Below are 2202 nucleotides of genomic sequence, written 5' to 3' on the forward strand. Positions count from 1 at the left end.
AAGCTACCAACCGCAGCCTTGGACCGCGATGTCGATCAAGTAGCCTCAAGCAGCGACGGCCGCGGCATTCATTGCCTGATCATCGACGACAGAATCCGTTATCCGGTCACCGTCAGTCGCAGTACAGGCGCGTTGAAGCGCTTGTATGAAGGCCCCAGAAAAATCCTTTCGTTCACAGAAGCGAACGGCAAGATCGCGGCCATCGCGACATCAGACCGCGAACCACCGGAACTCTATGCCCTAGAACGCGGCGTACTGCGTCCGCTGAGTCATCACAATCAAAGTTGGCTGAGCCAGGTGCAGCTGTCGAACAGCGAAGGGATCGAATTCGCAGCCTCGGATGGAGTAAAGATCACTGGCTTGCTGACACGCCCATTCGGGTACACGCAGGGCACTCGCTACCCGACAGTGCTCTGGATCCATGGCGGGCCGTATCTTCAAGACGAGCACGGATTCAACTACGACCCTGCCTATGACGCTCGCCAAGTGCTGGCTGCGCAGGGCTATGCGGTTCTCCAGATCAACTACCGCGGCAGTCGCGGCCAAGGCATCAAGTTCGCGCACAGCACGTTTGCCAAGTGGGGTGTGCGAGATGTGGCTGACTTACTCGAGGGCGTCGATCACGCAGTCGCGCTTGGCGTCGCCGATCCGAATCGGCTGGGCGTCGGCGGTTGGAGCTTCGGCGGGTTCCTAACCAACTACCTCATCGTCAGTGACACTCGCTTCAAAGCCGCCGTGAGCGGCGCCGGCTCGGGCAACAAAATCGCACTCTACGGCACCGACCTCTACGCCTATGTGAACGAGCTGGAGTTCGGGCCTCTGTGGCGCAACCCAGATGTCTGGCTACGAATCTCGCGTCCGCTGTTCCAAGCTGACCGCGCGAAAACGCCGACACTCTTCGTCAGCGGCGCCAAAGACTTCAACGTGCCAGTCGCGGGCAGCGAGCAAATGTATCAGGCGCTGAAGTCGCTGCGAGTACCCACGCAGCTGGTCATCTACCCGGGCGAGCACCACATGATCGAACGGCCGAGCTTCGAGCGCGACCTGCTGAAACGATACGTGCAGTGGTACGACCGCTATCTCAAAGACGAGAGGCCTGCTCAGTGACAACCAATAGCTACTTCGCGCCGAGCCTGCCCGAATCCCCGCTGGTGTTGATCACCGGCGGTGGCGGCGGCTTGGGACGAGAGATCGCCACACAGTTCCTCGATCGTGGAGCGCGAGTCCATGTCTGTGACATCGACGCCGTGCGACTGAAGGAGTTCGCCGGTACTTGGGATCCTGCCCGGTTGAAATACTCCTGCGTCGACATCGGTGACCCAAGCGCAACGGCGCGTCTGGAGACGGACCTGGCGGCGTGGGGAACAACCGTTGCCGTGCTCGTCAACAACGTGGGCATCGCCGGTGCCCGGGCGCCGGTCGAAGAGCTGTCCGACGCGGACTGGCTCCAAAGTTTGCAAGCGAACTTCATGGGTGCCGCTCGTTGCGTTCGTCATGTGGCGGGCGCGATGAAGCGTGCGCGCTCCGGGTTGATCGTGAACATCTCCACCGTATCGGTGCGCACGGTTCCAGTGTCCCGAGCTCCGTACATCGTGTCCAAGGCTGCGCTCGAAGCGTTGTCGTTGTCGCTGGCTAAAGAGCTGGGGCCGTTCGGTGTGCGCTCCAACGTCATCCGGCCCGGTGGCATGGATAACGAACGTCTGCGCCAGGTGTTGCGTGATGTAGCCGCGGCTCAAGGGCAAAGTTTCGAAGAAGCGCTGCAGAAGGATCTGGAATTCACGTCGATGCGCACGCTGGTGTCGATGCGAGATGTCGCGGCGATGGTCGTTTACCTGGCCGCGGATACCGCACGACACCTCACCGGCCAGGTCATCGAAGTGGACGGCAATGTCGAGTGGGAAGCCTGACGCAAGGGGACGTCCAAATGAAACGTAACAAGAAAGTCATCATCACCTGCGCGGTGACCGGCGGATCTGAGTTCAATCGCAAGCATCCGAACTTTCCGGTCACGCCGGCGCAGATCGCCGACGCAGCGATAGAAGCGCACAAGGCCGGCGCCGCCGTGGCTCACGTCCATGTTCGTGACCCGAAGACAGGTTCGGCCAGTCGCGACCCTGTGCTCTATCGAGAGGTGGTCGACCGGATCCGGCAATCGGGCTGTCCCATCATCATCAATCTGACCGGCGGCATGGGCGCGCATTT

3 protein-coding genes are annotated in these 2202 nt (G+C 61.0%); all 3 read left to right on the plus strand.

Annotation, left to right across the window (positions count from 1 at the left end; translation table 11 throughout):
- On the plus strand, nucleotides 1–1107 hold a 1107-nt coding region (locus tag JNL55_RS22040), incomplete at its 5' end, for an alpha/beta hydrolase family protein (RefSeq protein ID WP_293858972.1).
- Entirely contained in the window at nucleotides 1104–1907 is an 804-nt protein-coding gene (locus JNL55_RS22045) for an SDR family oxidoreductase (RefSeq protein WP_293858975.1), read from the plus strand. The genes JNL55_RS22040 and JNL55_RS22045, both read left to right, overlap by 4 nt.
- A 17-nt stretch (nucleotides 1908–1924) precedes the next feature.
- On the plus strand, nucleotides 1925–2202 hold a 278-nt coding region (locus JNL55_RS22050; protein WP_293858978.1), incomplete at its 3' end, for a 3-keto-5-aminohexanoate cleavage protein.

This window comes from Steroidobacter sp., from assembly GCF_016790065.1.
Taxonomy (GTDB): domain Bacteria; phylum Pseudomonadota; class Gammaproteobacteria; order Steroidobacterales; family Steroidobacteraceae; genus Steroidobacter.